The organism is Burkholderia sp. BCC1047 (assembly GCF_902833155.1).
Taxonomy (GTDB): domain Bacteria; phylum Pseudomonadota; class Gammaproteobacteria; order Burkholderiales; family Burkholderiaceae; genus Burkholderia; species Burkholderia sola.
The window spans coordinates 127,312-150,851 of sequence record NZ_CADFEH010000009.1; the positions used below are offsets into that span (position 1 = coordinate 127,312).

The following is a 23,540-nucleotide window of genomic DNA, read 5'->3' on the forward strand; positions in this document are numbered from 1 at the left end:
GCTTCGCTGTCCAAGACTAATCCCGGCGCATCGCGCGTGCATGGCCCGGTGACGGGCGCTTGACGTGGGTCAACGGCTGCCGGACGGTTGCTGACACGATGAAGTGGCATGACGCCGCCCGCGCGGCGTGCCAGGAGATGATCAATGATGTCCGTTCCCCCGCTTGCCGCAAGCGCCCATGTCGACGATCAATTGAAGTCGCTGTTGGCGTACGCGGTGCTGGCCCCGTCCAGCCACAATTCCCAGCCGTGGCGGTTCATCGTCAACGGCGCCACGATCGCCGTCTGCGCGGACCGGGTCCGCGCGTTGCCCGTGGTCGATCCGTTCGACCGCGAACTGATCATCAGTTGCGGCGCGGCATTGCTCAATCTGCGCGTCGCGCTCGATCACGCCGGCCTCGCCCACACGATCAGCACGTTTCCGTCGGAGGTCGACCCCGATCTCCTTGCGCTGGTCCGGGTCTGCGACGACGGCTATTCCGATCCGTCTCTCGGCGGGCTGTTCGATGCGATCCAGGCGCGCGTCACGACGCGCGCGCCGTTCGAATCCACCGCGCTGCCCGACGAAATTCAGCGCGAGTTGATCGCGGCCGGCGTCGCGGAAGGCGCCGAGGTCGCGTGCATCGACTCGATCGCGCATCGCGCACGGGTCGCCGAACTGGTTGCGCAGGCCGATCAGCAGCAGTTCGCGGATCCGCGCTTCCGGCGCGAACTGGCGAGCTGGATCGATCCGCGTCGGCGCGTCGACGGCATGCCTGCGTTCGCGGCCGGCGTGCCGACGCTGCTGGACTTCGCGGCGCCTGTCGTGACGATGGCGGTGCGGACGTTCGATCTCGGCAACGGGCTGGCCGCGCTCCATCACCAGCTCGTCGGCGCGTCGCCTTTGATCGTCTGCCTGTCGACCGTGCGCGACGATCGCGAAGCGTGGCTGGCCGCGGGCCAGGCGCTCGAGCGGATCCTGCTCGTCGCCGCGCGCGCGGGCTATACGGCGTCGTACCTGAACCAGCCGATCGAGACGGCCGCGCTGCGTGCCGACCTGGGCCGGACGCTCGGGCTGCGCGGCGAGCCGCAGTTGCTGCTGCGAGTGGGCCGCGGCCCGCATACGCCGCATTCGCCCCGTCGCCCGCTCGGCGAAGTGATCTCCTGAGTGATCGCCTGAGCACAACCGGCGGCGCGCTGCGCGCCTGCCGATCCGGACGAGGAAAAACATGAACATCACGCGCTGCTCCACTTTCTCTTTCTTTCTGATCGCCGCCATCGCCGGCACGGCGGCCGCGCAAACGACCGTGCCCGAGCCGACCGAGCTCGTCAACGCGCAACACTGCATGTTCTGCCACACGCCCGACATGACGTTCCTCGGGCCGTCGTTCCACGACATCGCCGCGCGCTACCGCGGCGATCCGCACGCGGCCGCCGAGCTGGAGCGCAAGTTGCGCGTTGGCGGCCCCACGCATTGGGGCGACACACCGATGCCGTCCGCCGTCGATCGCGGCGGGCCGCTGTCGGCCGACGACGCGCATCAGCTCGTCCAATGGGTGCTGAGTCAGTGACCGCGCGACTGCCTTCCCGCTCATGCCCACGATAGTCAAACGCGTTCCTGCCGGCACCGCGCGCGGCGGCGCGCACGGCAAGCGGATACGCGTCCGGCCCGAAGCGACCGCCAGCCTCGACGACATCCAACGGCCGTCTCGTCCGGCACGGCATCTCGCCAGCAGTCCAAACTGCACGCCCGGCGACGCGGACACGACGTTGCTGCAACGCGCGACCATGCGCGGGATCCGGCTGCAACTCGACTACTGGAAAGCCGAGGCGCGTTTGCAACACGAGCGCATCGGCCATGCCGTCGTGATCTACGGCAGCACGCGCATCGTCGCCCCCGCTGTCGCGAACGCTCGGCTCGACGAAGCGAACCGCCTGCTCGCGCTGCGCCCGCGCGACCCGGGCCGGCGTCGTGCCGTCGCGGTCGCCAGCCGTCTCCTCGAGCACAGCGCGTACTACCGCGTCGCACGCGAATTCGGCCGTATCGTCGGTCATGCCGACCGGCGCACGCGTACCGCGCGCCTCGCGATCGTCACGGGCGGCGGCCCCGGCATCATGGAGGCCGCCAATCGCGGCGCCTACGAGTGCGGCGCGCCGAGCATCGGCTTCAATATCGAGCTGCCGCGCGAACAGGCGCCGAATCCGTACATCACGCCGGATCTGTGCTTCCGGTTCCACTACTTCGCGATTCGCAAGCTTCACCTGCTCGAGCGCGCCAAGGCCGCCGTGTTTTTCCCCGGCGGATACGGCACGTTCGACGAACTGTTCGAAGTACTGACGCTGCTGCAGACACGCAAGATCGCGCCGCTGCCGGTCGTCCTGGTCGGCGAAGCGTACTGGCGGCGCGCCGTCGATCTGGCGTTTCTCGCGGACGAAGGGATGATCGACCGCCGCGACCTCGAACTGTTCACCTACTGCGAATCGGCCGCCGACATCTGGCATGCGATCGGATCGTGGTACGCACGGTATGGTGCAAAACGACCCGCCCGGCGTAGATCGAACTAAATTTGTCACAGGTTTCGAAGTCCCGCGCAGACCGCCGCTTGCGGCGTGTCGTGCGCGCTTGGCCGCCGCCGACGCAGAGGCTCGGCGTCTCGCGAAACGACGGCTCGCATTCGATTTCCGCGGTGTGGACGGGCTCGAACGCGATAGCGGCATATCCCCCGCACGCCGGCATCCCGATCTTGTAATGCGCGCTTCGCATCACGCATCCCACGCCGCGCCGGCACCTCTGAATTGCACGTTCCGCCCCGAACGGCCTAGCAGCTCAGTTCCCTCCTCGCCGTCGATAACAATTGGTATTACCTATGGCGAGAATCACAAACCCGTCTTGGACACTATGACGGAACAGGTCCATTCTCCATTCAACGCATCGCACTGACCGACACGGCAACGAACGCCGGACTGAATGGAGCTGACCATGCAAGAGATCATCGACGGTTTTCTGAAGTTTCAACGGGACGTCATGCCCGCGCGCAGGGAGTTGTTCCGCAAGCTGGCCACCAGCCAGACGCCGCGCACCCTGTTCATTTCCTGTTCCGATAGCCGCATGGTTCCCGAACTGGTCACGCAGCGCGAACCGGGCGATCTGTTCGTGATCCGCAATGCCGGCAACATCGTGCCTTCGTTCGGTCCCGAGCCGGGCGGCGTGTCGGCTACCGTCGAATATGCAGTGGCCGTGCTCGGCGTGACGGATGTGGTGATTTGCGGCCACTCGGACTGCGGCGCGATGACGGCCGTCGCGACGTGCAAGTGCCTCGACCATCTGCCCGCCGTCGCGAACTGGCTGCGCTACGCCGACTCGGCGAAGCTCGTCAACGAGGCACGTGAACATGCAAGCGAGCGCGAGCGCGTCGACTCGATGGTGCGCGAGAACGTCATCGCGCAGCTCGACAACCTCAAGACCCATCCCGCCGTTGCACTGGGGCTCGCGCAAGGCCGCCTCAATCTGCACGGTTGGGTCTACGACATCGAATCCGGCTCGATCCACGCACTCGATGCCGCGACTCGCCAGTTCGTGCCGCTCGCCGCGCATCCCGATGTCACCGCGACACCCGCCGAGTGCGTGGCCGCGCTCTGATTCCCGGCTCGTCACCCCGACTGCCGATCTCACTACGTCGATTTACTCAAGGAGCAACATCATGACCCAATCGCAAGTCACATCGAACGCACGCGAAGCATTGACGGAAACGATCATCGACGCGAAGGTGCGCAAGAACCTCACGTTCGAAGCCATCAACGAAGGCACGGGCTTGAGCGTCGCGTACACGACAGCCGCGCTGCTCGGTCAGCATGCGCTGCCGGAGAACGCGGCGAAGCGGGTCGCCGAACGCCTCGGGCTCGACGCCGACGCCGTGCGCCTGCTGCAAACCGTTCCCGTGCGCGGCAGCATTCCGGGCGGCGTGCCGACCGATCCCACCATCTACCGCTTCTACGAAATGGTGCAGGTGTACGGCACGACGTTGAAGGCGCTGGTTCACGAGAAGTTCGGCGACGGCATCATCAGCGCGATCAACTTCAAGCTCGATATCCAGAAGGTGCCGGATCCGGAAGGCGGCGAGCGTGCCGTCATCACGCTCGACGGCAAATACCTGCCGACCAAGCCGTTCTGAACCCATGACGCAAAGACGAAAGTTCTTGCTGAGCACCGGCGCCGCGCTTGCTTCGGGCGGCCTTGCCCTCTCGGGTTGCACGATGATGGAGCCGCGCGCCACGTCGAGCACCCACAATGCGCTGTCCCCCGCAAGGAGATCCGACATGACTTCACCCGTAGCAATTCGCCCGCCGCTTCCGCCGTTCACGCTGGAATCGGCCATCGAGAAAGTCCGTCTCGCCGAAGACGGCTGGAATTCGCGCGATGCCGCCAAGGTCGCGCTCGCCTATTCGCTCGACACGAAATGGCGCAATCGCGCGGAGTTCGCGAACAATCGCGCGGAAGCGCAGGCGTTCCTCGAGCGCAAATGGAAGAAGGAGCACGAGTATCGCCTGATCAAGGAACTGTGGGCGTTCGGCGGCAATCGCATTGCCGTGCGCTACGCCTACGAATGGCACGACGACTCCGGCAACTGGTTCCGCTCCTACGGCAACGAGAACTGGGAGTTCGGCGAGGATGGTCTGATGCAACACCGCTATGCGTGCATCAACGACATGCCGATCAAGGAATCCGAGCGCAAGTATCACTGGCCCTTGGGCCGTCGCCCGGACGATCACCCGGGACTGAGCGAGCTGGGACTCTGAAGCGCGGATCGTGGCAGCCGTGATGAGCGGTTAACGCCCAACCATTCGGTAACGAAGAATGACGGATCGATGGGCATTTTTTTAAGTTAATTTGTACTGCAAATAGTCTATCGGAACAAGGAAATAGAAACATCATGAACAAGCGCATCCGTCACATTTCTTACGTCCTGTCGGCACTCACGCTTGCTGCTTCCACCACGACCGCGTTTGCTGCCTCTTCCGCAGAAGCGGCTTCACCGGGTTACCACTCCGCTGCGCCGTTGATTCAGCGGAATGCGGCGCCGGAAGCCCAGCGCGCACTGACCCGCCGCGACGTGATCAACGAGCTGATCCAGGCCGCGCAGGACGGTACGCTGCAACGCCTGAACGATACGGTTTTCCACGGCTCGTGACGCCCGACCAAGCGGCTGCGTCGAAGCGAATCGCACGCCGCCTGACGAAGGCTGACTCGCCCCGTGTTCGTGTCCGGCGAATCGTCGGGTGCACCAGCCAATGCGGCAACGATCGTGTCGAATTCGATCGTGCAGGCTAATCCGCTCACTCTGCATGATCTTCGACGCAAGACTCTCGACAACGTGACGCCGTCGAAGTCTTTTTCGGCGTCGATGTCGGTGGAGATCACGTCGACTTTCCAAACCGCTCGGTCAGCAGTTTCAAGAATGCCCCGCTTGCCGCGGTGCGATACGCTCCCTTGCGCTCTAGAACGGCAGCCGTGCGCGTGGGAAGAGCGGGATCGAGCGGCACGGGATGCAGGCCCTCTTGCACGCGTGCGATGTGATCAGGAAGAACCGTCGCCAGCTGCCCGCGACGCACGATCTCCACGATTGCACCGATCGTATCCACTTCGATTGCAACAAGCGGTCGAATAGCGTGACGCGCAAAATGCTCATCGATGAACCGGCGCGTCGCGAACGTGTCGTTCAGCAAGACCAACGGCTCCTTGCCGAAGTCACGCCCAGCAAGTGCCCTGCGGCGCGACGCACGCGGATGGCTGCGGCCCACCACGAGGCTCAGCGTTTCCTCGAAAAGGGGTTGGCTTTCTATGTCGGCCGACAAGGCCGGATGGAATGCGACGCCGATATCGAGCTTGTCGTCCGCAAGCTGCGCCTCCATCTGATCCTGTGTGAGTTCGCGAATATCGATCTTGATACCAGGATGCAGCTGGTGGAAGCCATCGACGATCGGCCCGACCAGGGACGCCGTATAGGTCGGCGTGACTGCGAAACGCAGGTGGCCCCGGCTCAGCTCCGCCACGTCGTTTATCGCCCTTACCCCTGCGTCGAGGTCCTGTAGCGCGAGCTTGGCGTAACGCATCCACGCTTCTCCCGCGTCGGTCAGTTGAACGGTTCGGCCTGAACGGTCGAACAGCTGCGTTCCCAAGGTGTCCTCGAGCTGCCGAATCTGCTGCGACAAGGTCGGCTGCGATACATGCAGCGCCTCGGCGGCGCGCGTGAAATTCTTCTGTTCCGCCACTGCAAGAAAGTAACGGATATGACGTAGCAGCACGGGAATTCCCCTTGACTATTGGTTTTTCTTATCGACTCTATCGCAAACCAGTCTTGGACGCTATGGAAATTCGCGTCCATCCTTCATGCATCGAATCAACGCACGCAAGGAGGTCGATCATGAAAAAGATCGTCGAAGGGCCGCCCGGGTTTCGATGAAATAGCTGCCGACCAAGCCGTTCTGAATTCATCGCGTCGCGGGTCGGGCAATCCGCGACGCACGAAGTGCAATCGCCGATCTGAAAAAGGAGAGCTGTCATGTCGACTCAACAGCAGGAAATTCGCCCGCCGCTTCCGCCGTTCACGCTGGAATCGGCCAAGGAAAAGGTCCGTCTCGCCGAAGACGGCCGGAATTCGCGCGATGCCGCCAAGGTCGCGCTCGCTTATTCGCTCGACACGAAATGGCGGAACCGCGCGGAGTTCGCGAACAATCGCGCGGAAGCGCAGGCGTTTCTCGAGCGTAAATGGAAGAAGGAGCACGAGTATCGCCTGATCAAGGAACTGTGGGCATTCGGCGGCAATCGTATTGCCGTGCGCTACGCCTACGAATGGCACGACGACTCCGGCAACTGGTTCCGCTCCTACGGCAACGAGAACTGGGAGTTCGGCGAGGATGGTCTGATGCAACACCGCTATGCGTGCATCAACGACATGCCGATCAAGGAATCCGAGCGCAAGTATCACTGGCCCTTGGGCCGTCGCCCGGACGATCACCCGGGACTGAGCGAGCTGGGACTCTGAAGCGCGGATCGTGGCAGCCGTGATGAGCGGCTAGCGCCCGACCATCCGGTAGCAAAGAATCGCGGATGGTTGGGCGTGCGCCGGCGCGACGTCGCGATGTAGCAACTTGAATGTCGCTGGATTGTTCGTGGCTTTTCGTCGTGCCTCTTGCGATACGCTGAACCGCCCCGTGAGCACGCTCGCACCGAGCAAAATTGTTCCGGTTCGTCGATTCTCCTGATGATGTTCGTTCGAGCGCTGATCGTGTCAGCTTTTTCTGCTTGCCATCGACCTCCGTCGTGCGGTCGCACGCACCTTCGACCGTTCATTCGCTCGGCGGCGAAACGCCGGGCGATGGGTGGCCCGCGTCTTGCGCGCGACTGCCTGCCGGTGACGGGCACGGGTGAACAATCGTCAATCATGGTCGATGGCGCAAAGCGCTGCGCTTCGCTTCGCCGAAGCCGTGCGTGGTGTAGGAATCCGCCGACGGCCTCCGCTCGATTCCTACTACAACTTCGGGACACGCCGATTGAATCGCGCATGCGCGCCGACGATACTGAAATCACGGATCACGGCTCCCGGCACACCGATCGCGAGCCATCAGGAGAGACGCCATGTCACACGCTACCCAGCTTGCCGATTCGGGCAATCCGTCCGGTCAGCCCGATGCAGCTGCGCTCGACACGCTGGCATTGGTCGCCCTCGCCCGCGACGCCGGCATGCTCGTGATCCTCGACGGCCAGATCGGCCGGGAACGGTACGAAAGCGTGACGGGATCGATCGCCACGCTGGCCCGTTTCGCGCACGCGCTGCAGATTTCGGTGCTCAAGGCGGCATGAAGCCGGCGCAGTCGTATCCGGGCCGTGTGCTGCCCCCATGCCGATGAACCTGCACCTGCCGGATCGGTCCGCCCCTTTCGACCGGATATCCAGCGGATGAAGTGGCGATGAACCTGCCCCGCTCCGGACGCATCGCACGCATGCTCCCCGGTGTGGCGCTGCTCGCGAACTACCGGCGTGCATGGTTGTCGCGCGATCTCTATGCGGGCCTCGCGCTTTCCGCCGTGCTGGTTCCGGTCGGCATGAGCTATGCGCAGGCCGCCGGCCTGCCGGCCGTCACCGGGCTGTATGCGTCGATCGCGGCATTGCTCGCCTATGCGGTACTCGGCCCGAGCCGCATCCTCGTCCTTGGCCCCGATTCGGCGTTGGCCGCGCTGATCGCCGGCGCGATCGCGCCGCTCGCGGACCATGATCCGCAGCGGGCCATCGCGCTCTCCGGCGCACTGGCGCTGTTGGCCGGTACGATCTGTATCCTGCTCGGGACGCTCGGCCTCGGCTTCGTCACCGACCTGCTGTCGCGCCCGATCCAGTACGGGTATCTGAACGGCATCGCGATCACGCTCGCCATCGGCCGCCTGCCCGAGCTGTTCGGCATGACCGCATCGGGCGGCGACGTGTTCGCCAGCGTCCCGCACATCGTGCATGCCCTCGTCGACCGCCGGTTTTCATCCACTGCCTGCCTGCTCGGTGTCGGCGTGCTGACGATCATTTTCCTGATGAAGCGCGTGATACCTCGCTGGCCCGGCGTATTGATCGCCGTGCTCGCGGCGACCCTGGCCGCACGCGTGTTGCCGTTGCACGGCATCGCCACGGTCGGCGCATTGCCGGCCGGCACGCCTGCCCCGCACCTTCCGATCGTCTCGCTCGCCGACCTGACCGCGCTCGCGTCCGGTGCGATCGCCGTGGCGCTGGTGTCGTTCGCCGACATCAGCATGCTGTCGCGTGCGCTTTCCGTGCGCGCGGGCGACACGCCGGACCGTAACCAGGAACTGATCGCATTGGGCGCGGCGAATCTGCTGGCTGGCGTGACACAGGGCTGCGCGGTCAGCAGCAGCGCGTCCCGCACACCGGTGGCGATCGCCGCCGGCGCGCAAAGCCAGGTCACCCATCTCGTCGCGGCCGCATGCATCGCGATACTGCTCATTGCCGCGCCGACGCTGCTGACGCGTGTCCCGCGCGCGGCGCTGGCAGCGGTCGTGATTTACGCGGCGTTCGGCATCGCCGACGTCCGCAGCGTCGTCCGGCTGTACCGGATGCGCCGCGGCGAATGCCTGATTTCGGTCCTGTGCTTTGCCGGCGTGATCGGCGTGGGTGTCGTTCCCGGCATCCTGCTCGCCAGCGCGCTGTCGCTGCTGTCGTTCGTGTGGCGCGCCTGGCACCCGTACGATGCAGTGCTTGGTCGGTTGTCAGGCGTGCGCGGCTATCACGACATCACACGCCATCCGGACGCCGTGCAAATCCCGGGCCTCGTGCTGTTCCGCTGGGACGCACCGCTGTTCTATGCGAACGTCGAGATCTTCTGCGAGCATCTGCACGCGGCAATCGCGCGCTCGGCATGCCCGGTCACGCGTATCGTCGTCGCCGCGGAGCCCGTCACCGATATCGACGTCAGCGCGGCGGACCGGCTCATCACGCTGTGCGAAGAACTCCGCGAGCAACGGATCGCGCTGAACTTCGCTGAAATGAAGGGGCCGGTGAAGGATCGCCTGCGCGCCTACGGGCTATTCGACGTGTTCGGCGCCGCCAGCTTCTTTCCGACCGTGACCGATGCCGTGGCGCATCACGTCCAGCGGAAAGGCGAGCACGCGGGCGCGGGCGAACACCGCATGCGCCCGGCGTCATCGCCGCCCGCGCGGAAAAGGAAGGGCCGCTAGACGCTTGAGGACGGGCGGCCGCCACGCGTATCGCATCCGGCCGGGAGGAGCGGCCGGCTTCAGTCCGCCAGCCTTACTCGACGACCAGGTCGTCGACGACGGCGCGCACGCCACGCGCCGACCACGCCGCGCCGCGCACGGCCTTGCGCTCGGAGAACGAGCCGACCTTGCCGGACAACCGGACGGTGCCGTCGCGCACCTCGACCGCGATGTGTTTCGCCTCGCGCTCCGCATGGCGCATGATCGCCCGCTTGATGCTGCCGCCGATGTCGGCCGAGCCGACCGCCCCCTGCACGACGACGTGGTCGGTCACGCCGGTCACGCTGCGCATCTGCGAGATCGCCCGCACGGCCAGATGGCTCTGGTATGCCCATTCGACCTTGCCGGACAGCGTGATCCAGCCGTGTTCGACCTGCACCTTGACCGCGTCGTCATGCAGCCCGACCGTCCAGTTCAGCACCGAACGCACCGCATTCGCGATGTCCTCGTCGGTGCGAACGTCGTCGTTCGGCAGATGCACGGTCATGTCGACGACGAGCGCCTTGACGCCGGCCACGCGGTTCGCCGCGCGCTCGATCGCGAGTTTCTCCGCATAGCTCGGCGGGTGACCCGAAAGCGTCACGATCCGGTCGGAGACCTCGACACCGATTCGTGTCGCATCGATTGCCGGGTCGGATTCCAGTTCGTCCTGAACGTCCTGCTTCAACTGCTTGTCGGTTTTCATCATCTGTACTCCCGGGAGCCGCGGCGCGCTTGTCCGCCGTACACGGCCAGATTTGCACACACGCAGCCGCCCGTTGCTGATGCAGGTCAACGGATGCGTTGCGCCGCGCTTCGCGGCTCGTGCCTCCGTCGCTTGATGAAGGTCAAGCCGATCCGGCCGGGGCGTCTTATCGTGAGATCGCCGATGCGCGACGTTCCAGGCCCGCGCAGCGATGCTCGAAGGAGATTCACATGACGGAACAGCAACTGTTGGCCTATTCGCCGGCGCCACCGGCACTGCCGGCGCCGCCGCAAGGGGAGTCGCCGGCCATCATCGATCTACCGCGCCCGACCCTCGACGGCGGCACGCCGTTGATGACGGCACTCGCAACGAGAATGAGTTCACGGGAATTCACCGCCACGCCTCTGCCGCCTGCGACGCTCGGCGAATTGCTGTGGGCCGCGGACGGCATCAACCGGCCGGCAAGCGGCGGTCGTACGGCGCCGTCCGCGCACGCGTTCAATGAAATCGACCTCTACGTCGCACTGCCGCACGGCGTTTACCGCTACGACGCGCCCGCGCATCGGCTCGTGCTGAAACACGCGACCGATGCACGCAACCTGACGGGGTACCAGGACTTCGTGGGCCGCGCGCCACTCGATCTCGTCTACGTGGTGCGGACCGCCGCGATCCTCGACATGCCGCCGCAGCAGCGCGACGTGTTCTCGGCCATCGCGGCGGGCGCCATCGCGCAGAACGTTTCGCTCTACTGTGCGGCAGCCGGCCTCGGCACAGTCGTGCGTGGCTGGATCAATCATCGCGTGCTCGCCGACGCGTTGCGGCTGAACGAGGACGAACTGCCGATCCTCGCGCAGACCGTCGGATACCGCGCCGGCGGGACGGTATCGGCGGCGTGAGCGCACGTGGCCGGTTGAAAGAAACGGCGCGCGGATGGCTCCGTGCGCCGTCGTCCTCCCTTCGAGCGACGCGTGCCCCGCATCACCCGGCGCCTGCCTCCCGATCAGCTGATCGTCAGCTTCTTCTGCCCGACCGGCGCCTTCTTCGGCAGCGTCAGCGACAGCACGCCGTCCTGATACGTCGCCGTCGCGTTCGCGTCGTCGATCTCGCCAGCCAGCGAGAACGACCGGCCGATCGCGCCGCTGTAGCGCTCGCGCCGGATCACGCGCTCGCCATCCTTCTGCTCGTTGTTGCGCTCGATCTTCGCGTTGATCGTGACGGTTCGGCCCGTCACCTGGACATCGATATCCTCCTTAGCGACGCCCGGCAACTCCGCATTGACCTTGTAGGCGTTGTCGCTTTCCGTCACGTCGATCTTCATCGACGCAAGATCGGGTTCGTCCGTCGTCGCCACGCCGCGCAGCGGCCTGAACAGCCCCTGAAACAGGTCGGAGACGGGTTCGATCGAAAACGGATCGTAACGCGTGAGGTGGGTCATGGTTCGCACTCCTCGTACGGTTGACATGCAGCGGCGCTTTCGTCCAGCCAGCGCGGTGCCGTGATGCGGATCGGACTGGCGCGGCATCGCGTGCCGCGCAACGGACGAAGGATCCCTCTGCAATCAGCGTATCCGCTCGCACCGTCACGCGCTTGATACGCGTCAATGACCGACGGCATCACGTACAGAACCGGAAAAATCCGCTATGAAGCAGGATCGGCCTGCCGTCCATTTCCTCGAGCAGGCAACGCGCCGCGCGTTCGATCGCTGGGCGATGGCGCGCGAATGCGTCGACGAGATCCTGCTCGCGCGACGATACCGCCCGGAAGTGATCTTCCAGCGCTTCCGCGGTGATCGCGCAGCGCACGCGGCGGCCTTCGACCACGGCCGGAAAGGCCAGCGCCGGGTCCTGGCCGCAATACGTCGGCGGTTCGGAAGGAAAAGATATCTGCATGACGATCCCCTGGGCAGGTGGCGTGCCGACCGTCGCCCGACTCGACCGGGGCAGCCCGCCCCGGTATCGGGCGCGGCCCCCTAGGCCGCCGCGACGGTAGCAGGCGCGGCATCGTCGCCGCGTACGAGCAGGACCGGGCAACGCGATCCGCGCAGAAAACGTTCGGCCACACTGCCGAGGAACAACCGACGGACGCCGCGCCGCCCGTGCGTGCCGACCACGGCGAGATCGATCGACCGGTCGACGACATAGCGTTGCAGCCGTTCGGCGATATCCTGGCCGGGTTCGGTCTCGACGATTTCGGTATCGCCGTTGACGGCCGCATGCGAGATGGCCCGTTCCGCGCTTCGCAGCACCGCCGCGCCATCGCGCCGGACCTCGTCGAGCAACGCATCCGGGTTCATGCGTCCGGCGTACGTGATCAGAAGCGATTGATCGACGACGAAAACGGCGAACACGCGCGCGCCGCATGACCGGGCAACCTTCAGGCCCTCTTCAAGCGCCTGACTCGACGAAGGACTGCCGTCCACGGCGACCATGATGTTCGTGTACATACCTACCTCGCTGGATGACTCGACGCGCCGGTGGCGGTCGGCGTGGTTTCATCATCAGCGCTTGCCGCAAACCGGCGTTGACCGAAGTCAACGGTTTGAAGCGGTATGAGTCGATGCGGGGGGCGGGCGTGCCCGTTGCGCGCGACGGCTACTCGTACGCCGGGAAGCCGCGCTCGATTTCGAGGATCTTCGACGCGCATGCATCGTATTGCCAGCCGGGCCCGCCGTCGGTGCCGTACATCCCCTTGCACATCGCCTTGAGCCGGATCACCGCGCCGCCGTCGCCCGATGCCGTGCGCGATGCCCACAGATAGACTTCTCCGGCGAAATGCGGTTGCGCGGTTTCGATCCGGTCCTCACTGAATCGCGTGATACGGGTCGACGAACGCGCGTCGACGTAGCGCCGTGCGAGCTGCCACGCACGGTCGCAGTCGGACGGCGTCGAACATTGCAGCGCCGCGGCCTCCCGTGCGGCCTGCAATTGCGTTTCGGTCGATCGAAACGCCGACCCCTGCCCCGTACCGGCGCAAGCGCCCAGCGCGAGCGCGGCGCCGACAACCCACGTCAGATGTTTCATTTTCCATGCCTCATCACGCGGCGGCTTGCGCGTGCCATCGGGCGCCGCGCCGTGCGAGCGCCGGAGTCCACTGTATTGCCGGCAGCGCGAATGCGATTGACCTGCGTCAATCGCCGCCTTGGGTTGCCGATCGCGGACTGCCCTTCGTCGCCACGAGAAAATGCTTTCGACGATTCGTTGGTTTGAGCGGCGCGGCGCAGCCCGTAGCATGGGCGCGTCACCCATCCTCCAGCATCGGAATGTCCGCGCAAACAGACAAGATCGTCCATTGGCTGCTGTCGAGCCTGGAGCCGAAAAGCCAGCTTTTCCACGTCGGCCAGTATTGCGGCAACTGGCAGGCGTCCACCGCCGGCCGCGCGAAAGCGAGCTTCCACGTCATCCTGCATGGATCGGCGTGGCTTCACTTCGCCGACAGCCGCGACAGCATCCCGGTCGCCGAAGGTGAAGCCGTCTTTCTGCTGCGCGACGTGCCGCACGGGTTGTCGCCGAGCCCGGTCAACCCGCACGCCTGCGCGGTCGCGGGCGGCCACCCGCTCGAGCGACGCGGGTCGATGCAGCAACTCGACCCGTCGGTCGACGGCAGCGTCGGCCTCGCGTGCGGCTTCATCGAATTCCACTCCACCGTGTCGCGCGCGATCGTGTCGCTCTTTCCCGAATACCTGATCGTGCGGCGCGGCGACGACGCCTATCGCGGCATCCATGGGCTGTTCGACCTGATTCGCGCCGAAGGGCGTCATGGCGTCGACGCGCCGTCCCCGTTGATCGACAAGCTGGTCGAACTGCTGCTGTTCTATGCGGTGCGGGACGCCGCGCGGCACGATACCGTCGCCAGCGGGCTCGCGTCGCTGATGCAGCGGACCGGTTTCGGCACGCTGGTTGCCGCGATCATCGACGCACCCGCCGACGCGTGGACCACCGACTCGATGGCCGCGTTCGCGAACATGTCGCGCACCGCGTTCTGCAAGCACTTCAGCGAAGCATCCGGCCATCCGCCGATGCAGTTCGTCACGATGGTGAGGATGCGGCTCGCGGCGGACCTGCTGCAACAAGGCCTGCCGATTTCGCGGGCGGGAGAACGCGTCGGCTATCAGTCGGAGTCGGCGTTCGCGCATGCGTTCAAGCGCACGATGGGCATGCAACCCGGCGCATGGCGCCGCGACTGCGGCGACGCGTCGCAATCGGCGACGCGCCTGCACTAGCCGGCTACCGCGCCGTCGCAATGTGGGAGCGCGCGGCGCGGGACGAACGCACAGGAATCGCGGATGCTCGCGCATTGTCCGGCGGCAGCGGCGCCTCGACAATGATCTCACTGCCCCTCCGGAGAATCCTGTGAGCCGCCTGCCTTTGCCCACCGTCGAAACCGCCCCCGCGGCCAGCCAGCCGTTTCTGGAAAAATCGCAGCGCGCGAACGGTTTCCTGCCGAACCTCGTCCGCTCGCTCGCGAACGCGCCGGTCGCACTCGAAACCTACCTGACCGTCGCGGAGATCAACAGCCGTGCGGGCCTCACGTTCGCCGAGCGCGAAGCCGTGCAGATCACCGCGGCCGCCGTCCACGGCTGTGCGTTCTGCGTGGCCGGACACACCGCCGCCGCGCTGAAAAAAGCCCATGTCGATCGCGCCGACGTCGACGCACTGCGCGACGGCGAACCGGTCGCCGAGCCGCGGCTGGAAGCCGTCGCCGCGTTCACGCGCGCCGTGATCGCGACGCGCGGCGGCGTGACCGACGACGCGCTCGACGCGTTCCTGGCCGCCGGCTTCACCGAAGCGAACGCGCTCGAAGTGGTGCTGGGCGTGAGCCTCGCGACGCTGTGCAACTTCGCGAACAATCTGTCGCGCAACGAACTCAACCCCGAACTGGCGGCATACCGATGGGAACCCCGGACACAGGCCGCCTGAAGGCGCCCGCCCTCGACGCGTCGCTGGTCGACTGGCTCGACGCGAACGCCACGCAACTCGACACGAGCGCCGCGCTGAAGGCGGACGTCGTGCCGCGTCTCGCGACCGCCGGCCTGTTCCGGGCCGGTGTGCCCGCAAGCCTCGGCGGCGCGGGCGGCACCACCACGGACGCCATTGCCGGCATCGCCGCGGTCGCCGAGCATTCGCTGACCGCCGCCTTCGTGCTGTGGGGCCAGCGCAGTTTCATCGAATATCTGCTGCAAAGCCCGAATACCGCGCTGCGCGAACGCTGGCTCCCGGCGCTGCTCGATGGCCGTTGCGCCGGCGCCAGCGGCCTGTCGAACGCGATGAAATACCTGTCCGGCATCGAGTCGCTTCAGATCGACGCGACGCCGCACGCGGAAAGCGCCGACGACTGGCGGTTGACCGGCCGGATGGCGTGGGTGACGAACCTGCGCACGGAACGGTTCGTCGTGGCGGCCGCGGTCGCGTTCGGCGATGGCCGGCCGTCCGCGATCGTCGCGATCCCCGATGATGCGCCGGGCCTGACCCGCAGCACGGATCTCGACCTGATCGCGCTGCGCGGCAGCAACACCGCCGCGCTGCATCTCGACGGCGTACCGACCGACGCCGCGTGGCTGATCCATCCGGACGCGCAAACCTTCCTGCCCGCCGTGCGACCGGCGTTCCTCGGCTTGCAGTGCGGGCTGTCGATCGGGCTCGCACGGCGCGCGCTGGCCGAAGCGCGGCGCGCGGCGGAAACGACGCGCGGCATTCTCGGCCCCGAAGTCGAAGCCTGCGCGGGCGGGCTGGCCGCCGCCTGCGCGCAACTGTCGTCCGGCATCGCCGACGGCAGCCTGCGCCTGCATCCGAACCGCCTGTTCGAACTGCGCATCGCGCTCGCGACATACGTGGCCACCGCCGTGAACCTCGAACTCGAAGCGAGCGGCGGCCGCGGCTATCTGCGCGATGCGGGGCTCGGCTTCGAGCGACGCTGGCGCGAAGCGGCGTTCATTCCGATCGTCACGCCGAGCGTCGTGCAGTTGAAGGCGCAACTCGCCGCGCGGACGCGGAGCATCGCCGCATGACGCCCCCGCTGCTGGATGCGCGCCATCTGACGCTCGGCTACGACGGCGAGCGGCGCAATACCGTCCTTGCCGATGTCTCGCTGTCGGTCGAGCGCGGCGAAATCGTCGCGTTGATCGGCCCGAGCGGCACCGGCAAGTCGAGCCTGTTGCGCGCACTGGCCGGGCTGGAGCGGCCGCAATCCGGCACCGTGTCGATCGACGGTACGACGTTGCAGGGCCCGCACCCGAGGATCGCGATCGCGTTTCAGGACCCGTGCCTGCTGCCGTGGCTGTCGACCGAAAGGAACGTCGCATTCGGGCTCGCCTTCGAACATCAGGAGCGTCTCACGCGCGATCAGCAACGCGAACGCGTCCGCTCGGCGCTGCACGCGGTCGGGCTCGAAGCCGCCGCGTCGCTGCGTCCGGCCCAGCTTTCCGGCGGGATGGCGCAGCGTGCGGCGCTGGCGCGCGCCCTCGCGCGTCAGCCGCACGCGCTGCTGCTCGACGAGCCGTTCTCGGCGCTCGACGAAGTGACGCGCGCCGCGATGCAGCAGCTGCTGGTGAACATCGTATCGGCGACACGCTGCGCGACGATGCTCGTGACCCACGATATCGACGAGGCGCTGCTCGTGGCCGATCGCATCGTGCTGCTCGGCATGCAGGGCCGCTTCATCGACGCGTGGCACGTCGATTTCCCGCACCCGCGCGATGCGTTCGTCAGCGAACTCGGCACGATGCGCATCGACATCCTGAAGGCGTTGCAGGCGGGCATGAAGCGCCCGCACGCGTCCGAACTCCAATCCCTGAACTGACCTGACCCGCCTATCCATGTGCCAGATTCCGATGTCGCGCCGCGAATGGCTGAAGCTTGCGGCCCTGTTCACCGCGACGGGCGCCGCCCCGTTGCTGTCGATGGCGAATGCGCACGCCGCGGCCGAACCCGATGCGCCGGTTCGCATCGGCTATCTGCCGATCACCGATGCAGCCCCGTTGCTGGTCGCCCACAACAACGGCTATTTCGCGTCCGAAGGGCTGACGGTCGAGCAACCGAAGCTGCTGCGCAGCTGGGCGCAGCTCGTCGAAGCGTTCCTGTCCGGCCAGGTCAACGTCGTGCACCTGCTGTCGCCGATGACGCTGTGGGCGCGCTACGGCAGCCGCGCGCCGGCGAAGGTGGTCGCGTGGAACCACGTGAACGGCTCCGGGCTCACGGTCGCGCCCGACATCGATTCGCTGCGCGATCTCGGCGGCAAGACCGTCGCGATTCCGTTCTGGTACTCGATTCACAACGTCGTGCTGCAGGACATGCTGCGCCAGCAGGGGCTCGTACCCGTGCTCAAGCGGCGCGGCACGCCCGCGGCGAACGAGGTCAACCTGGTCGTGATGGCGCCGTCGGACATGCTGCCCGCGCTCGCCGCGCGCCAGATCGCCGGGTACATCGTCGCGGAGCCGTTCAACGCGACCGCGGAATTGATGAAGATCGGCAAGATCCTGCGCTTCACCGGCGATGTGTGGAAAAACCATGCGTGCTGCGTCGTGTTCATGCACGAGAACGACCTGACGCAGCGCCCGGCGTGGTCGCAAAAGGTCGTCAACGCGATCGTAAAGGCGCAGCTGTGGGCGCGCGCCCATCCGCAGGACACCGCGCAGTTGCTGTCGAAGGACGGCACGCATCGCTATTCGCCGCATACGCTCGCGTCGCTCGACCGCGTGCTGGTGCCGTCGGCGTCGCTGGCCGACGCCTATCGGGCGAGCGGCGCGATCCGTCATGCCGACTGGCACGCGAAGCGGATCGACTTCCAGCCGTATCCGTTCCCGAGCTATACCGAGGCGCTGGTTCAGCGATTGAAGCGCACGGTGGTCGATGGCGACAGCGCGTTCCTCGCGTCGCTCGACCCGGCGTTCGCGGCCCACGATCTCGTCGACGACCGGTTCGTGCGCAAGAGCATCGACGCGGTCGGCGGGCTCACCGCGTTCGGTCAGTCGGGCGCGTTCCAGCGCGAGGAGATCATCGTTGTCTGATGCGCTCGCCACCCGCCGTTCGTCGGCATCCGACACGCGCCGGGCGCGCGGGTACCGCTTCCCGGCTCGCGTTGCCGCGGGATGGCTCGGTGTGGCCGGGCTCGTCACGACGGTCGCCGTCTGGTGGGCCGCGATCCACGCGTTGACCGAGCCCGGCTCGCTTGGCCGACAGTTCGCGCCGGACAGCGCGTTCGCCAGCCTGCGGTCGCTCTGTTCGGACGATCATCTCGTCGAACACGCGCTCGTCAGCCTGCGACGCATCGGCGTCGGGCTCGGTGCGGCGCTGCTGGCCGGCGTCCCGCTCGGGCTGTTGATCGGCCGCGTGCAATGGGTCGAGCGGATGCTGTCGCCGACGTTCCAGTTCCTGCGCATGGTGTCGCCGTTGTCGTGGATGCCGCTCGCGGTCATGTCGTTCGGCATCGGCGATCGCGCGATCTACTTCCTGCTCGGGTTCGCCGCATTGTGGCCGGTGCTGATGAGCACGGCCGCCGGCGTCACGCAGATCGACCGGCGCTGGTTGCAGCTCGGCGCGAGCCTCGCGGCCACCCGCCGCGAACTGCTGGTGCATATCGTGCTGCCCGCGATCGCGGGGCCGCTGCTCAATGGCATCCGGCTCGCGATCGGGATCCTGTGGATCGTGCTGGTGCCGGCCGAGATGCTCGGCGTCAACGCGGGGCTCGGCTACCTGATCCTCGATACGCGCGACCGGCTCGCGTATGCCGAACTGACGGCGGTGATCGTCGTCATCGGCGCGCTGGGTTTCACGCTCGACGGTATCGCGCGGGGGTTGACCCGCGCGCTGCTGGCGTCCGACCGCTAACGCCGCTGACGCGATACGTAGCGGTCGGACATACCGTGTGCCGCTGGTGGCTCAATTCCACGCATGCCGCGCCGGGCGCGCGCCGTTCAGGTAGTAGTTGCCGACCAGGTGATATTTCCAGCGCACCGGATCGTGCAGCGTATGCGTGCGCGCATTGCGCCAATGCCGGTCGAGGTTGTGCTCGGCAAGCGTCGATTGCGTGCCGGCCAGTTCGAACAGCTTCTCGCCGGCGAGCAACGCGACCTCGGTCGTCAGCACCTTCGCCTCGCCAACCGCGACGGATGCCCGCGCGACATCGTCTTCGGTCACGTCGCCCTTGGCCGCGATCTCGTCGAGCGTGCGCGCCGCGCGTTCGAGCAATGCGTCGGCCGCATGCAGCTGGATATGCAGCCGGCCGATTTCGCGAATCGTCAACGGATCGTCCACCGCCCGCTCGACGCCGCTGTCGACCCACGGCCGCGTGCGGGTCCGCACGAACGCGAGCGTATCGTCGATCGCCGCCTTCGCGATGCCCGCGTCGATCGCCGCCTGGATGATCTGCGACAGCGGGCCGTTGAGCGTCGGCACGTCCGACACGCGCTGCGCGGGCAGCACGTGCGACACGGGGATGCGCACCGCGTCGAGCACGACCGTGCCGCTCGCGGTCGTGCGCTGCCCGAATCCCGACCAGTCGTCGATCACGGTCAGCCCCCGCGTCGGTTGCGGCACGTACGCGAGCCAGGCCTGTTGCGCGTCGTCGAGCCCGAGCACCGGCACGTAGTGCGCGAACAGCGCGCCGGTCGAATAGAACTTCGTGCCGTCGATCACATAGTCGTCGCCGTCGCGGCGCACGCGCGTCTTCAAGTCGAGCACGTGCTTCGTGCCCTTTTCCGAGAATCCGTTGCCGAACCGCTTGCCGCTCAGCACTTCGGCGAAGAAATGACGCTTCTGCGCGTCGGTGCCGACCAGCGCGATCACGTCGACCAGCCCGAAATGATTCTGCGGAAGCTGCCCGAGCGACGCATCGGCCGCGGCGACGATCTTGATCACCTCGGTGAGCGTCACGTGCGACACGCCTGCGCCGCCGTATGCCTTCGGCACCGTGATCGCCCACAGCCCCGACTGCGAGAACCATTCGATTTCCTCGCGCGGCAGCCGGCGTTCGCGATCGCGTTCGGCGGCCCCTTGCGCGAGACGTTGCGCCAGCGCATGCGCGACCGCGATCGCTTCCGCATCATCCGCAATCACACGGGCCAGCTGTGGTTGTGCATCGGCCGGCCGATCCTGAATCGTCGCGCTCGTGTCTGACATCGGGTTCTCCTGTCGAATGGCGAAAGCATTCAATCTAGCAGCGCCGCGCGGGCCGGAAAACCGAGCGATTCTCGAAACGATATTCCTTTGGAGAACAAACGACGTCGCAATGGATACAGGCGATACAGGTGAATCTGCGCTTCGACGTCGCAATGGACGCGAGAACGTCGATACGTCCCCGCGCGGGCCTCGGTAATACGCAGCGACGATAAAGATTCGACAATCCGTTATTGGAACGCTCGTATCGCGCTTCCTATACTGGGCTCCCGGCGCACACGGCCACGCCCTTCGAGGAAATCCGCATGACTTCGTCGCACGCAGCTCCCGACCTTTCCACCGGTACCGATTACGACGCGCTCGCGAGCCGGTTCCGGCCGATCTTCGAGCGCATTGCCGCCGGCACCGCCGAGCGCGAACGCAACCGCGAACTACCCCACGAGGCGATCGGCTGGCTGAAGTCGGCAGGCTTTGGCGCGATCCGGCTGCCGGCGAGCGCCGGCGGCGCAGGCGCATCGCTGCCGCAGTTGTTCCGGCTGCTGACCGAGCTCGCCGCCGCCGATTCGAATTTGCCGCAAGCGTTACGCGGGCATTTCGCGTTCGTCGAGGACTGGCTGAACGCGCCGGACAGCCCGCAGCGCACGACCTGGTTCGACCGCTTCGCGAGCGGCCAGCTCGTCGGCAATGCGTGGTCGGAAGCCGGCGACGTGCCGCTCGGCCAGACCGTCACCAAGGTGTCGGAGCAGAACGGCCGGCTCGTGCTGAACGGCCGGAAGTTCTACAGCACCGGCAGCCTGTTCGCCGACTGGATCGACGTGTTCGCGCAGCGCGCGCACGACGGCAGCGACGTGATCGTCGCCGTCTCAACCGCGCAGCCCGGCGTGATCCGCGACGACGACTGGGACGGCTTCGGCCAGACCACCACCGGCAGCGGCACGACGCGTTTCGAGAATGCGACGGTCGACGCGGACAACGTGATCGATTTCGCGCGCCGCTTCAAATACCAGACCGCGTTCTACCAGTTGTTCCACGTCGCGACGCTGGCCGGTATCGGCCACGCGATCGTGCGCGATGCGGGCGAGCTCGTGCGCAACCGCACGCGCGTGTACAGCCACGGCAACGCGCAGCGTGCCGGCGACGACGCGCAGCTGCAGCAGGTGATCGGCGAGATCGCGTCATGGGCGTACGCGGCCGACGCGCTCGCGCTGCGCGCCGCGCAGCCGCTTCAGCACGCGTACGAGGCGCGCTTCGGCGGCGACGAAGCGGCCGAGCAGGCTGCGAACGTCGCGGCCGAAATCGAATCCGCGCAGAGCCAGCTCGTCGTGTCCGAACTCGTGCTGCGCGCGGCGACGCGCCTGTTCGACGCGCTCGGCGCATCCGCGACCCGCAGCACGACCGCGCTCGATCGCCACTGGCGCAACGCGCGCACGGTGTCGTCGCACAACCCGCTCGTGTACAAGGCGCGCATCGTCGGCGACTGGATCATCAACGGCCGCACGCCGCCGTTCGTCTGGCGCGTGGGCAGCGGTGCGGGCGCCAATACCGACGCCGGTGCGGAAACGAGGGCCGCGCAATGAGCAAGACCATCCGCTTCAACGCATTCGAGATGAACTGCGTGGGCCATCAATCTCCCGGCCTGTGGGCGCATCCGCGCGACCGCTCGTGGCAATACAAGGATCTCGACTACTGGACCGACCTCGCGCGCGTGCTGGAGCGCGGGATCTTCGATGCGATCTTCATCGCGGACGTGATCGGCTACTACGACGTGTACAAGGGTAGCAACTATCACGCGCTGCACCAGGCCGCGCAGATCCCGGTCAACGATCCGTTGCAACTGGCCGCGCCGATCGCGATGGCGACCGAGCATCTCGGCATCGGCATCACCGCGTCGACGACGTTCGAGCACCCGTACACGTTCGCGCGCCGGCTGTCGACCGCCGACCATCACACGAAGGGCCGACTCGCGTGGAACATCGTCACGTCGTACCTGGAGAGCGGCGCGAAGAATGTCGGCGATCACGGGCTGCGCACGCACGACGACCGCTATGCAGTCGCGGCCGAATACGTCGAGGTGCTGTACAAGCTGTTCGAAGGCAGCTGGGAGGATGGCGCGGTGGTGCGCGATCGCGACGGCCGCGTGTTCACGCATCCGGAGAAAGTGCACGAGATCGGCCACAAGGGCCGCTTCTTCGACGTGCCCGGCTATCACCTGTGCGAGCCGTCGCCGCAGCGCACGCCGGTGCTGTTCCAGGCGGGCGCGTCGGGCCCCGGCAAGGCGTTCGCCGCGCAGCACGCCGAATGCGTGTTCGTCGCCGCGCCGACCCGCGACCAGCTCGCGCGCTACGTGGCCGACGTGCGTGCACAGGCCGCGGCCGCCGGGCGCGATCCGGCGAAGGTGCTGATCTACAACCTCGTCACGGTGATCGTCGACGAGACCGACAAGAAGGCGCAGGCCAAGTTCGACGAGTATCGCCGCTACGTGTCGTACGACGGCTCGCTGGTGTTCATGTCGGGCTGGACCGGCATCGACTTCGGCCAGTACGCGCCGACCGATCCCGTCAGGCGCGTCGAAACGAACGCGATCGTGTCCGCGGTCGAACACCTGTCGGGCGGCGACACCGCGTGGACGATCGAGGCGCTGGCGGCGTGGGGCGGCATCGGCGGGATGGGCCCGGTGTTCGTCGGGTCGGCGGCGACGGTCGCGGACATCCTGCAGGAATGGGTCGCCGCGACCGACGTGGACGGCTTCAATCTCGCGTATGCGGTCGCGCATGAAACCTTCGAGGACGTCGTGCGGTATCTCGTCCCCGAGCTGCAGCGCCGCGGCGCGTATCCGACCGCGTATGCGCCGGGCACGCTGCGCGAAAAACTGTTCGGCGGCTCGGCGCGTTTGCCGAACGAACATCCGGCCGCGCAGTTTCGCGATATCGAACAGGTCAAGCGCGCGGCCGAGCGGGAAGCGGTCAGCGCTTGACGTGCAATATGTCGAAGCCG

Annotated in this window: 26 protein-coding genes; 19 read left to right on the forward strand and 7 right to left on the reverse strand. The window is 66.6% G+C overall.

Translation table 11 applies throughout. The features are described from left to right. The first annotated feature begins 144 nt into the window (after nucleotides 1-144). The 7 genes from HWX55_RS12375 to HWX55_RS12405 all read left to right on the forward strand — a co-directional run bounded on the left by HWX55_RS12375 (nucleotide 145) and on the right by HWX55_RS12405 (nucleotide 5,167). The gene (locus HWX55_RS12375) at nucleotides 145-1,146 is read left to right on the forward strand and encodes a nitroreductase family protein (protein ID WP_175975829.1); all 1,002 of its coding nucleotides are present in this window, start codon (nucleotides 145-147) and stop codon (nucleotides 1,144-1,146) included. Nucleotides 1,147-1,207: 61 nt separating this feature from the next. Continuing rightward, on the forward strand, nucleotides 1,208-1,549 hold the full coding sequence (locus HWX55_RS12380) for a c-type cytochrome (RefSeq protein WP_175975830.1): 342 nt from the start codon (nucleotides 1,208-1,210) through the stop codon (nucleotides 1,547-1,549). A 22-nt stretch (nucleotides 1,550-1,571) separates the two neighbouring features. Then, the gene (locus tag HWX55_RS12385; protein WP_175975831.1) at nucleotides 1,572-2,543 is read left to right on the forward strand and encodes a TIGR00730 family Rossman fold protein; all 972 of its coding nucleotides are present in this window, start codon (nucleotides 1,572-1,574) and stop codon (nucleotides 2,541-2,543) included. Between the two features lie 415 nt (nucleotides 2,544-2,958). Further along, nucleotides 2,959-3,618: a carbonic anhydrase gene (locus tag HWX55_RS12390; protein WP_175975832.1), complete on the forward strand. Its 660-nt coding sequence runs from the start codon at nucleotides 2,959-2,961 to the stop codon at nucleotides 3,616-3,618. 61 nt (nucleotides 3,619-3,679) lie between these two features. Then, complete coding sequence (cynS, locus tag HWX55_RS12395) at nucleotides 3,680-4,150, forward strand: cyanase (protein ID WP_175975833.1); 471 nt, start codon at nucleotides 3,680-3,682, stop codon at nucleotides 4,148-4,150. Between the two features lie 145 nt (nucleotides 4,151-4,295). Next, complete coding sequence (locus tag HWX55_RS12400) at nucleotides 4,296-4,775, forward strand: DUF1348 family protein (protein ID WP_175975903.1); 480 nt, start codon at nucleotides 4,296-4,298, stop codon at nucleotides 4,773-4,775. A gap of 134 nt (nucleotides 4,776-4,909) precedes the next feature. Next, nucleotides 4,910-5,167, forward strand: a complete 258-nt coding sequence (locus HWX55_RS12405) for a DUF4148 domain-containing protein (RefSeq protein WP_175975834.1) — start codon at nucleotides 4,910-4,912, stop codon at nucleotides 5,165-5,167. 226 nt (nucleotides 5,168-5,393) lie between these two features. Here the strand turns inward: HWX55_RS12405 and cynR are convergent, their stop codons facing one another. Beyond that, nucleotides 5,394-6,281, reverse strand: a complete 888-nt coding sequence (gene cynR, locus HWX55_RS12410) for a transcriptional regulator CynR (protein WP_175975835.1) — start codon at nucleotides 6,279-6,281, stop codon at nucleotides 5,394-5,396. A gap of 257 nt (nucleotides 6,282-6,538) precedes the next feature. Here cynR and HWX55_RS12415 point away from each other — a divergent pair, with 257 nt between their 5' ends. The 3 genes from HWX55_RS12415 (at nucleotide 6,539) to HWX55_RS12425 (ending at nucleotide 9,713) form a co-directional block, all read left to right on the forward strand. Next, entirely contained in the window at nucleotides 6,539-7,021 is a 483-nt protein-coding gene (locus HWX55_RS12415) for a DUF1348 family protein (protein ID WP_175975836.1), read from the forward strand. Between the two features lie 593 nt (nucleotides 7,022-7,614). After that, nucleotides 7,615-7,839, forward strand: coding sequence for a hypothetical protein (locus HWX55_RS12420; protein ID WP_175975837.1), 225 nt, complete (start codon nucleotides 7,615-7,617; stop codon nucleotides 7,837-7,839). Between the two features lie 107 nt (nucleotides 7,840-7,946). Next, entirely contained in the window at nucleotides 7,947-9,713 is a 1,767-nt protein-coding gene (locus HWX55_RS12425) for a SulP family inorganic anion transporter (RefSeq protein WP_175975838.1), read from the forward strand. Between the two features lie 73 nt (nucleotides 9,714-9,786). Here the strand turns inward: HWX55_RS12425 and HWX55_RS12430 are convergent, their stop codons facing one another. Continuing rightward, nucleotides 9,787-10,437, reverse strand: coding sequence for a BON domain-containing protein (locus tag HWX55_RS12430; protein WP_175975904.1), 651 nt, complete (start codon nucleotides 10,435-10,437; stop codon nucleotides 9,787-9,789). Nucleotides 10,438-10,667: 230 nt separating this feature from the next. On the opposite strand from HWX55_RS12430, the gene HWX55_RS12435 reads away from it, so the two are divergent. Further along, entirely contained in the window at nucleotides 10,668-11,333 is a 666-nt protein-coding gene (locus tag HWX55_RS12435) for a nitroreductase family protein (protein WP_175975839.1), read from the forward strand. 104 nt (nucleotides 11,334-11,437) lie between these two features. Here HWX55_RS12435 and HWX55_RS12440 read toward each other — a convergent pair whose 3' ends face one another. The 4 genes from HWX55_RS12440 to HWX55_RS12455 all read right to left on the reverse strand — a co-directional run bounded on the left by HWX55_RS12440 (nucleotide 11,438) and on the right by HWX55_RS12455 (nucleotide 13,457). Beyond that, nucleotides 11,438-11,872: an Hsp20/alpha crystallin family protein gene (locus HWX55_RS12440; RefSeq protein WP_124555420.1), complete on the reverse strand. Its 435-nt coding sequence runs from the start codon at nucleotides 11,870-11,872 to the stop codon at nucleotides 11,438-11,440. A 178-nt stretch (nucleotides 11,873-12,050) separates the two neighbouring features. Continuing rightward, a complete protein-coding gene (locus tag HWX55_RS12445) occupies nucleotides 12,051-12,326 on the reverse strand; it encodes a DUF1488 domain-containing protein (RefSeq protein ID WP_124555421.1) in 276 nt (91 codons plus the stop codon). 80 nt (nucleotides 12,327-12,406) lie between these two features. Further along, nucleotides 12,407-12,880 carry a universal stress protein gene (locus HWX55_RS12450; RefSeq protein ID WP_175975840.1) on the reverse strand — a complete coding sequence of 158 codons (474 nt, stop codon included), beginning with the start codon at nucleotides 12,878-12,880 and terminating at the stop codon, nucleotides 12,407-12,409. A gap of 148 nt (nucleotides 12,881-13,028) precedes the next feature. Beyond that, nucleotides 13,029-13,457, reverse strand: coding sequence for a hypothetical protein (locus tag HWX55_RS12455; protein WP_175975841.1), 429 nt, complete (start codon nucleotides 13,455-13,457; stop codon nucleotides 13,029-13,031). Nucleotides 13,458-13,696: 239 nt separating this feature from the next. Between HWX55_RS12455 and HWX55_RS12460 the strand changes: the two genes are divergently transcribed. The 6 genes from HWX55_RS12460 to HWX55_RS12485 all read left to right on the forward strand — a co-directional run bounded on the left by HWX55_RS12460 (nucleotide 13,697) and on the right by HWX55_RS12485 (nucleotide 19,259). Next, the gene (locus tag HWX55_RS12460) at nucleotides 13,697-14,656 is read left to right on the forward strand and encodes an AraC family transcriptional regulator (protein WP_175975842.1); all 960 of its coding nucleotides are present in this window, start codon (nucleotides 13,697-13,699) and stop codon (nucleotides 14,654-14,656) included. 130 nt (nucleotides 14,657-14,786) lie between these two features. Continuing rightward, nucleotides 14,787-15,353, forward strand: a complete 567-nt coding sequence (locus HWX55_RS12465) for a carboxymuconolactone decarboxylase family protein (RefSeq protein WP_175975843.1) — start codon at nucleotides 14,787-14,789, stop codon at nucleotides 15,351-15,353. Then, nucleotides 15,326-16,441, forward strand: coding sequence for an acyl-CoA dehydrogenase family protein (locus tag HWX55_RS12470; RefSeq protein ID WP_175975844.1), 1,116 nt, complete (start codon nucleotides 15,326-15,328; stop codon nucleotides 16,439-16,441). The genes HWX55_RS12465 and HWX55_RS12470 overlap by 28 nt, the downstream gene beginning before the upstream one ends. Next, on the forward strand, nucleotides 16,438-17,232 hold the full coding sequence (locus tag HWX55_RS12475) for an ABC transporter ATP-binding protein (protein ID WP_175975845.1): 795 nt from the start codon (nucleotides 16,438-16,440) through the stop codon (nucleotides 17,230-17,232). Before HWX55_RS12470 ends, HWX55_RS12475 begins: the two co-directional genes overlap by 4 nt. Before the next feature lie 16 nt (nucleotides 17,233-17,248). Further along, nucleotides 17,249-18,439 (forward strand): ABC transporter substrate-binding protein, encoded by a 1,191-nt coding sequence (locus tag HWX55_RS12480; RefSeq protein ID WP_175975846.1) that lies wholly within the window; start codon nucleotides 17,249-17,251, stop codon nucleotides 18,437-18,439. After that, on the forward strand, nucleotides 18,432-19,259 hold the full coding sequence (locus HWX55_RS12485; protein WP_175975847.1) for an ABC transporter permease: 828 nt from the start codon (nucleotides 18,432-18,434) through the stop codon (nucleotides 19,257-19,259). The genes HWX55_RS12480 and HWX55_RS12485 overlap by 8 nt, the downstream gene beginning before the upstream one ends. Nucleotides 19,260-19,310: 51 nt before the next feature. Here HWX55_RS12485 and HWX55_RS12490 read toward each other — a convergent pair whose 3' ends face one another. After that, nucleotides 19,311-20,549, reverse strand: a complete 1,239-nt coding sequence (locus HWX55_RS12490; protein ID WP_175975848.1) for an SfnB family sulfur acquisition oxidoreductase — start codon at nucleotides 20,547-20,549, stop codon at nucleotides 19,311-19,313. Between the two features lie 302 nt (nucleotides 20,550-20,851). On the opposite strand from HWX55_RS12490, the gene HWX55_RS12495 reads away from it, so the two are divergent. Beyond that, on the forward strand, nucleotides 20,852-22,123 hold the full coding sequence (locus tag HWX55_RS12495) for an acyl-CoA dehydrogenase family protein (protein ID WP_175975849.1): 1,272 nt from the start codon (nucleotides 20,852-20,854) through the stop codon (nucleotides 22,121-22,123). Then, nucleotides 22,120-23,520, forward strand: coding sequence for an LLM class flavin-dependent oxidoreductase (locus tag HWX55_RS12500; protein WP_175975850.1), 1,401 nt, complete (start codon nucleotides 22,120-22,122; stop codon nucleotides 23,518-23,520). Before HWX55_RS12495 ends, HWX55_RS12500 begins: the two co-directional genes overlap by 4 nt. The last annotated feature ends 20 nt before the right edge of the window (nucleotides 23,521-23,540 follow it).